This is a genomic window from Janthinobacterium agaricidamnosum NBRC 102515 = DSM 9628, from assembly GCF_000723165.1.
GTDB classification, from domain to species: Bacteria; Pseudomonadota; Gammaproteobacteria; order Burkholderiales; family Burkholderiaceae_D; genus Janthinobacterium; species Janthinobacterium agaricidamnosum.
Genome location: NZ_HG322949.1, coordinates 5,373,344 through 5,381,487, shown reverse-complemented (window position 1 = coordinate 5,381,487; position 8,144 = coordinate 5,373,344). Strand labels below are relative to the sequence as shown.

Annotated in this window: 7 protein-coding genes and 1 tRNA gene; all 8 read left to right on the top strand. The window is 55.8% G+C overall.

Annotated features, from left to right (window positions below; genetic code table 11):
* The first annotated feature begins 74 nt into the window (after window positions 1-74).
* The 8 genes from GJA_RS23230 (at window position 75) to rpoB (ending at window position 8,078) form a co-directional block, all read left to right on the top strand.
* A tRNA-Trp gene (locus GJA_RS23230) sits at window positions 75-150 on the top strand.
* A 31-nt stretch (window positions 151-181) separates the two neighbouring features.
* The gene (gene secE / locus GJA_RS23225; RefSeq protein WP_038497162.1) at window positions 182-565 is read left to right on the top strand and encodes a preprotein translocase subunit SecE; all 384 of its coding nucleotides are present in this window, start codon (window positions 182-184) and stop codon (window positions 563-565) included.
* Window positions 565-1,191, top strand: coding sequence for a transcription termination/antitermination protein NusG (nusG, locus tag GJA_RS23220; RefSeq protein ID WP_038497159.1), 627 nt, complete (start codon window positions 565-567; stop codon window positions 1,189-1,191). Before secE ends, nusG begins: the two co-directional genes overlap by 1 nt.
* Window positions 1,192-1,305: 114 nt before the next feature.
* Window positions 1,306-1,740, top strand: a complete 435-nt coding sequence (rplK, locus tag GJA_RS23215; protein WP_038497156.1) for a 50S ribosomal protein L11 — start codon at window positions 1,306-1,308, stop codon at window positions 1,738-1,740.
* The gene (gene rplA, locus GJA_RS23210) at window positions 1,740-2,435 is read left to right on the top strand and encodes a 50S ribosomal protein L1 (protein ID WP_038497153.1); all 696 of its coding nucleotides are present in this window, start codon (window positions 1,740-1,742) and stop codon (window positions 2,433-2,435) included. The genes rplK and rplA overlap by 1 nt, the downstream gene beginning before the upstream one ends.
* Before the next feature lie 320 nt (window positions 2,436-2,755).
* Window positions 2,756-3,292, top strand: coding sequence for a 50S ribosomal protein L10 (rplJ, locus tag GJA_RS23205; RefSeq protein ID WP_038500890.1), 537 nt, complete (start codon window positions 2,756-2,758; stop codon window positions 3,290-3,292).
* A gap of 67 nt (window positions 3,293-3,359) precedes the next feature.
* Entirely contained in the window at window positions 3,360-3,731 is a 372-nt protein-coding gene (rplL, locus tag GJA_RS23200) for a 50S ribosomal protein L7/L12 (RefSeq protein WP_038497150.1), read from the top strand.
* Between the two features lie 240 nt (window positions 3,732-3,971).
* Window positions 3,972-8,078, top strand: a complete 4,107-nt coding sequence (rpoB, locus tag GJA_RS23195) for a DNA-directed RNA polymerase subunit beta (protein WP_038497147.1) — start codon at window positions 3,972-3,974, stop codon at window positions 8,076-8,078.
* The last annotated feature ends 66 nt before the right edge of the window (window positions 8,079-8,144 follow it).

Below are 8,144 nucleotides of genomic sequence, written 5' to 3'. Positions count from 1 at the left end.
TCGCTTAAGGAAATGTTGTACTTCCACCTGGGGCGTCTCAGGTGGTAGAATAGCACTCCACGAAAGTTTTACGTAGGGACGTAGCTCAATTGGCAGAGCGTCGGTCTCCAAAACCGAAGGTTGGGGGTTCGATGCCCTCCGTCCCTGCCACCATTCTGGTGCAAGGCACCGAAAGTAAAAAATGTCAAATCAATCCGTGCAAACCGTTAGCACGTCGAGTGACAAGATAAAAGTCGCGCTGGCAGTAGTGGCTGCGATTGCAGGAGTAGTCGGGTTTTACAGCCTGGCAGGCCAACCAGCTCTGGTGCGTGCAAGCGCGCTTGTGGCTGGTTTGGTTATTGCTGTTGCACTCTTGTATGTCTCGGCGACCGGCCGTGAATTCCTGAATTTCGCCAAAGAAGCCGTGCGCGAAACCAAGAAGGTCGTTTGGCCTACCCGTAAGGAAGCGACACAGATCACCTTGATCGTGTTTGCCTTCGTACTGGTGATGTCGATCTTCTTGTGGGGCACGGATAAATTGCTTGAGTTTTTGTTGTACGAAGTAATTCTGGGTTGGAAAAAATAATGAGCGAAAATGTGCACGATGATGCGGCGTCCGAAGCCGTACCGGGTGATGCCCCGGCAGCAGACACAGGCGCAGCGCTGAGCGTGCCAGTGAGTAACAAGCGCTGGTACGTGGTGCACGCTTATTCCGGCATGGAAAAAAGTGTCATGCGTGCATTGACCGAGCGTATTGAACGCGCTGGCATGCAAGATCAGTTTGGCCAGATCCTGGTGCCGATCGAAGAAGTCGTTGAAGTCAAGAACGGCGTCAAATCGGTGACCGAACGTCGTTTTTATCCCGGCTACGTGCTGGTTGAAATGGAAATGACGGACGAAAGCTGGCATCTGGTCAAGAACACCAGCAAGGTTACCGGCTTCATCGGTGGCAAGTCGAACAAGCCGACGCCGATCTCCGCGCGCGAAATCGACGGCATTATGAAGCAAATGCAAGAGGGTGTCGAAAAGCCGCGTCCAAAAACGCTGTACGAAGTCGGCGAGCAAGTACGCATCAAGGATGGTCCGTTCACGGACTTCAACGGCAACGTCGAAGAAGTCAATTACGAGAAATCCAAAGTACGCGTCTCGGTCACCATTTTCGGTCGCGCTACCCCGGTAGAGCTCGAATTCGGACAAGTCGAAAAAGTGTAAGTTGTATCAGCGCCACCAGGAGCGCCGCGGCAGTCACAGCGAAATCCGGTCAGAGGAGCCCCGCCAGGGTAGTATCGGCGGGGCGCTACTACTCAATCCAAGATAGGAGCCATCATGGCAAAGAAAATCATTGGTTTTATCAAGCTGCAAGTGCCAGCTGGTAAAGCAAACCCATCCCCACCGATCGGCCCAGCACTGGGTCAGCGCGGCCTGAACATCATGGAATTCTGCAAAGCGTTCAACGCGCAGACCCAGGGTCTCGAAGCCGGCATGCCGATTCCAGTCGTGATCACCGCGTTTGCGGACAAGTCCTTCACCTTCGTGATGAAGACGCCTCCAGCAACCTACCTGATCAAAAAAGCTGCTGCGATCACCAAAGGTTCGCCGAAACCGCATACCGACAAAGTCGGCAAGCTGACCCGCGCGCAAGCTGAAGAAATCGCTAAATTGAAAACGCCGGATCTGACCGCTGCCGACATGGATGCTGCTGTACGCACCATCGCCGGTTCCGCACGCTCGATCGGCATCACGGTGGAAGGTGTTGTATAATGGCTAAGTTATCCAAACGTATCAAAGCATTCAAAGCTAAAGTCGATCGCACCAAAGCTTACGAATTCGACAATGCAGTGGCATTGATCAAAGAATGCGCTACCGCCAAGTTCAATGAATCGATCGACGTATCGGTACAATTGGGCGTTGATCCTAAGAAATCCGACCAAGTGGTGCGCGGCTCCGTCGTGTTGCCAGCCGGCACCGGTAAAACCGTGCGCGTGGCAGTATTCGCATCGGGCGACAAAGCAGAAGCGGCTAAAGCAGCTGGCGCGGACATCGTCGGCATGGAAGACCTGGCTGAATCGATCAAAGCCGGTAACATGCCTTTCGACATCGTCATCGCTTCGCCAGATACCATGCGTATCGTTGGTACCCTGGGTCAAATCCTGGGCCCGCGCGGCTTGATGCCTAACCCGAAAGTCGGCACTGTTACTCCTGACGTCGCTACCGCCGTGAAAAACGCGAAAGCCGGTCAAGTTCAGTACCGTACCGACAAATCCGGTATCATCCACGCTACCATCGGCCGTAAATCGTTCGCCGACGCAGATTTGAAATCGAATCTGGTCGCGCTGATCGACGCGCTGAACAAAGCTAAACCAGCATCGAGCAAAGGCGTGTACCTGCGCAAAGTCTCGCTGTCGTCGACCATGGGCGCTGGCGTCCGTATCGACCAGGCTAGCCTGGCAGCTTAAGTAAAGAATCAAGTCCCGTTGCACTTTTGAGTGCGGCGGGCGCATCTTTGGGCTGTGTGTGTGTTGTCTGACAACATTCAGGCAGACAATCAAAGACCGTTGGGCCGGCAGCGACAACAAGTGCTGCTGGTTAAAAAGTTAAAAGGGAACTTTTGGCGCCCAACGCAGATGGTGTACCCGAACAAGTTTTGTAGTCCTCATGCTGCGTGAATTTATCCGCTCAGTTTAGTACTTCTTGACTTCGGACGCCGTGTTCGAACCGATGCGAGACGCTTTGCCACTCGGTAAAGAGTGTCGAACATCATTTAAGGAGGTTGACCGTGAGTCTCAATCTGAATGACAAAAAGGCCGTCGTCGCCGAAGTTTCCGCACAAGTAGCAACTGCGCAAACCATCGTCGTGGCCGAATATCGTGGCATCCAGGTTGGTCACTTGACGCAACTGCGTGCTAAAGCACGTGCCCAAGGCGTGTACCTGCGTGTGTTGAAAAACACATTGGCTCGTCGCTCCGTCGAAGGCACCCAATTCGCCAGCCTCGCCGATTCCATGACCGGCCCGTTGATCTACTCGATCTCGGACGATGCCGTTGCAGCAGCTAAAGTCATCGCTGACTTCGCTAAAACCAACGACAAACTGGTCATCACGGCAGGTAACTACGCCGGCAAATCGCTTGATAAAGCGGCTGTCGTAGCTCTGGCGAGTATTCCTTCCCGTGAAGTCCTCATTTCGCAGTTGTTGGGCGTTATGCTGGCTCCGGTGTCGGGCTTTGCACGTGGTCTGGCTGCCCTGGCAGCGAAAAAAGGCGAAGGCGCCGCTCCTGCGGAAGCAGCAGTGGAAGAAGCCCCAGCAGCCGCTTAATCGCGCGCGCTTTTTTCTCTCAGTACCAATCTGATGTAACTAACGTAATAAATTTAGGAGTTTCAAAATGGCAATTAGCAAAGACGATATCCTGGAAGCAGTTAGCGCCATGTCCGTAATGGACCTGAACGACCTGGTAAAAGCTTTCGAAGAAAAATTCGGCGTGTCGGCAGCAGCTATGGCTGCTCCAGCAGCCGGCGGCGCAGTAGCTGCAGCTGCTGAAGAGCAAACCGAGTTCAACGTTGTTCTGGACACCTTCGGCGCAAACAAAGTTGGCGTCATTAAAGCAGTTCGCGAAATCACCGGCCTGGGCTTGAAAGAAGCTAAAGACCTGGTCGATGGCGCACCAAAAACTGTGAAAGAAGGCGTATCGAAAGCCGACGCTGAAGCAGCACAGAAAAAACTGGTAGAAGCCGGCGCAACCGCTTCGATCAAGTAATATTTGTACCGGCGGCAGTTAGCGCCCGAGCCAAAGTCTGAGATTTCCCTTCGCAAGGGGGGAAATCCGACTTTGGCTCCTTTGTCGTCTGTATCGTATTTGTAATGTATTTGTAGCAGTTTTGTTCGATTCAAGCCGGAAAGCAGAGCCTTGAGGTTTCGTCTGTGTCACACGCAGCGTTGCAAATGAACACTTGCAAAACCTGAATTTTCTATCCTTTCTGTCACTCACGGAGTGTCCATGCACTACTCATTTACTGAGAAGAAACGCATTCGCAAATCATTCGCGAAGCGCGCCAACGTTCACCACGTTCCGTTCCTGCTGGCGACCCAGCTCGAGTCTTATCATAGCTTCTTGCAAGAGGACATAGCACCGTCCGGCCGCAAGAATGATGGCCTGCAGTCGGCTTTCACTTCGATTTTCCCTATCGTGTCGCACAATGGTTTTGCGCGTCTCGAATTCTTGTCGTACGTCCTGGGCGATCCTGCCTTTGACGTCAAAGAATGCCAACAGCGTGGCCTGACGTTCGCGTCGCCGCTGCGCGCCAAGGTGCGCCTGGTGATCCTGGACAAGGAATCGCCAACCAAGCCTGTCGTTAAAGAAATGAAAGAACAAGAAGTCTACATGGGCGAATTGCCGCTGATGACGACCACCGGTTCCTTCGTGATCAACGGCACCGAGCGGGTGATCGTTTCCCAGCTGCACCGTTCGCCTGGCGTGTTCTTCGAGCATGACCGCGGCAAGACCCACTCGTCCGGCAAGTTGCTGTTCTCCGCGCGTATCATTCCTTACCGCGGCTCGTGGCTGGACTTCGAGTTCGACCCGAAAGACATCCTGTTCTTCCGCGTCGACCGCCGCCGTAAGATGCCTGTGACGATCTTGCTCAAGGCAATCGGCATGTCGCATGAACAGATCCTGGCGAACTTCTTTGTATTCGATAATTTCAACCTGCGCTCGGAAGGCGCGGAGATGGAATTCGTTTCCGAACGCCTGCGTGGCGAAGTCGCGCGTTTCGACATCGTCGACAAGTCCGGCAAGACCCTGGTCTTGAAAGACAAGCGTATCAACGCCAAGCACGTGCGTGATATCGAAGCCGCCGGCATCAAGCACATCTCCGTACCGGAAGACTACCTGCTGGGCCGCGTATTGGCCAAGAACATCGTCGATGGCGACACCGGCGAAGTGGTCGCTTCCGCGAACGATGAGCTGACCGAAGACTTGCTGGGCCGCCTGCGCGAAGCCAACGTGACCGAAATCCAGACTTTGTACACCAACGACCTGGACCAGGGCGCGTACATTTCGCAAACGCTGCGCATCGACGACACCGCCGACCAGATGGCCGCCAAAGTGGCGATCTACCGCATGATGCGCCCAGGCGAACCGCCTACCGAAGATTCGGTGGAAGCGCTGTTCAACGGCCTGTTCTACAACTCGGACCGCTACGACCTGTCGGCCGTGGGCCGCATGAAGTTCAACCGCCGCATCGGCCGCGATGAACTGACCGGCGCCATGACGCTGTCGAACGAAGACGTGCTGGCCGTGATCAAGATCCTGGTGGAACTGCGCAATGGCCGCGGCGAAGTCGACGATATCGATCACTTGGGCAACCGTCGCGTGCGTTGCGTCGGCGAACTGGCTGAAAATCAATTCCGCGCCGGCCTGGTGCGGGTTGAGCGCGCCGTCAAGGAACGCCTCGGCCAGGCCGAAGCGGACAACCTGATGCCGCACGACCTGATCAACTCGAAGCCGATTTCGGCCGCGATTCGCGAGTTCTTCGGTTCGTCCCAGTTGTCGCAGTTTATGGACCAAACCAATCCTCTGTCGGAAATCACCCACAAGCGCCGCGTATCGGCGCTGGGACCCGGCGGTCTGACACGCGAACGCGCCGGCTTTGAAGTGCGCGACGTGCATCCGACCCACTACGGCCGCGTCTGCCCGATCGAGACACCGGAAGGTCCGAACATTGGTCTGATCAACTCGCTGGCTCTGTATGCCCGCCTGAATGAATACGGCTTCCTGGAAACCCCGTACCGCAAGGTCGAAGGTTCCAAGATCACCGACCAGATCGACTACCTGTCGGCCATCGAAGAAGGCCGCTACATCATCGCCCAGGCGAATGCGACCATCAACGATGCAGGCATGTTGTCCGATGAACTGGTCTCGGCCCGTGAAGCCGGCGAAACCATCCTGGTATCCCCGGAGCGCATCCAGTACATGGACGTTGCGCCGGGCCAGATCGTTTCCGTCGCCGCGTCGCTGATTCCCTTCCTCGAACACGATGATGCGAACCGTGCATTGATGGGCGCCAACATGCAACGCCAGGCAGTGCCTTGCTTGCGTCCTGAAAAAGCGCTGGTCGGTACCGGTATCGAACGCACTGTCGCGGTCGACTCGGGCACCACCGTGCAAGCATTGCGTGGCGGTATCGTCGATTACATCGATGCGGGCCGTGTCGTGATTCGCGTGAACGATGACGAAGCGCAAGCTGGTGAAGTCGGCGTCGACATCTACAACCTGATCAAGTACACCCGTTCGAACCAGAACACCAACATCAACCAGCGGCCTATCGTCAAGGTAGGCGACCGTGTCGCCAAGCGCGACGTGATCGCCGACGGCGCATCGACCGACCTGGGTGAATTGGCGCTGGGCCAGAACATGACCGTGGCGTTCATGCCATGGAATGGTCTGAACTTCGAAGATTCGATCCTGATCTCGGAAAACGTCGTCAAGGACGACCGCTACACCTCGATTCACATCGAAGAGTTGTCGGTGGTGGCGCGCGATACCAAACTGGGCGCGGAAGAAATCACCCGCGACATTTCGAACCTGGCTGAAAACCAGCTGGCTCGCCTGGATGAATCCGGTATCGTCTACATCGGCGCCGAAGTGCAAGCCGGCGACACGCTGGTCGGTAAAGTGACGCCGAAGGGCGAAACCCAGCTGACCCCGGAAGAGAAGCTGCTGCGCGCGATTTTCGGCGAAAAAGCATCGGACGTGAAAGACACCTCGCTGCGCGTGCCTTCGGGCATGATCGGCACCGTGATCGACGTGCAAGTGTTCACCCGCGAAGGCATCGTGCGCGACAAGCGTGCCCAGCAAATTATCGACGACGAACTGAAACGTTTCCGTCTGGACTTGAACGACCAGATGCGTATCGTCGAAGGCGATGCCTTCCAGCGTCTCGAAAAAATGCTGATCGGCAAAGTTGTCAACGGCGGTCCTAAAAAGCTGGCCAAGGGCGCCAAGATCACCAAGGAATACCTGGACGACCTGGACAAATACCACTGGTTCGACATCCGCCCTGCGGACGACGATGCGGCGGTAGCGCTGGAAGCGATCAAGGAATCGATCAATGAAAAACGCCACCAGTTCGACCTGGCCTTCGAAGAGAAGCGCAAGAAGTTGACCCAGGGCGACGAGCTGCAACCAGGCGTGCAAAAAATGGTCAAGGTGTACCTGGCCGTGAAACGCCGCCTGCAGTCGGGCGACAAGATGGCGGGTCGCCACGGCAACAAGGGTGTGGTTTCCCGTATTGTTCCTGTGGAAGACATGCCATACATGGCCGACGGCACGCCAGCCGACGTGGTGCTGAACCCGCTGGGCGTTCCTTCGCGGATGAACGTTGGTCAGATTCTCGAGACCCACTTGGGCTGGGCCGCCAAGGGTCTGGGTATCCGCATCGGCGAAATGCTGAAGGCGCAAACCAAGGTCGCCGAGATGCGCAAGTACCTCGAAGTGGTGTACAACGAGAATGGCCGCGCGGAAGAACTGGACAACTTCGATGATGAAGAAATCATGAAGCTGGCCGAGAACCTGAAAAAAGGCGTTCCATTCGCCACCCCGGTATTCGACGGCGCGAATGAAGAAGAGATCCGCCGCATGCTGGACCTGGCGTATCCGGACGACATCGCGAAAAACCTCGGCATGACCGCCTCGAAGAACCAGGTGACCATGTATGACGGCCGTACCGGCGAAGCGTTTGAGCGTAAAGTGACGGTTGGCGTCATGCACATGCTGAAACTGCATCACTTGGTCGATGACAAGATGCACGCCCGTTCCACCGGTCCTTACTCGCTGGTGACGCAGCAGCCATTGGGCGGTAAAGCCCAGTTCGGCGGCCAGCGCTTCGGTGAGATGGAGGTGTGGGCACTGGAAGCCTACGGCGCATCGTATGTCTTGCAAGAGATGTTGACCGTCAAGTCCGATGACGTGAATGGCCGTACCAAAGTGTACGAAAACCTGGTCAAGGGCGACCACGTGATCGACGCCGGCATGCCGGAATCGTTTAACGTGCTGGTCAAGGAAATCCGTTCGCTGGGTATCGATATCGACCTCGAACGCAACTAAAAGACAGTTTCTCTGTCATTTTGGTGTGAGTAGTACAAAGCCCGGCTGGGAAACCACGCCGGGCAA